The organism is Chromohalobacter sp. HP20-39, assembly GCF_033052815.1.
Classification (GTDB): Bacteria; Pseudomonadota; Gammaproteobacteria; order Pseudomonadales; family Halomonadaceae; genus Chromohalobacter.
Genome location: NZ_JAWHTP010001022.1, coordinates 1 through 247, shown reverse-complemented (window position 1 = coordinate 247; position 247 = coordinate 1). Strand labels below are relative to the sequence as shown.

The 247-nt window shown below is 60.3% G+C and carries 1 protein-coding gene; it reads right to left on the bottom strand.

Annotation, left to right across the window (positions count from 1 at the left end; translation table 11 throughout):
* A partial coding sequence (locus tag RVY79_RS21020) for a radical SAM protein (protein ID WP_317466551.1) occupies window positions 1–247 on the bottom strand: 247 nt, incomplete at both ends.

Below are 247 nucleotides of genomic sequence, written 5' to 3'. Positions count from 1 at the left end.
CGAAGAATTTCGCGTGGACCTCGCGGTCTTTCCACATGCTGGTCGCATACTTGATATCGACGCCGTAGGCCGAGGTGTCCTGCGACACCACCAGCAATTCCTTGACGCCGGCGGCGACGAGCTTCTCGGCTTCGAGCAGCACATCCTTCGCCGGGCGAGAAACCAGATCGCCGCGCAGCTTCGGGATGATGCAGAAGGTGCAGCGGTTGTTGCAGCCTTCGGAAATCTTCAGGTAGGCGTAGTGGCG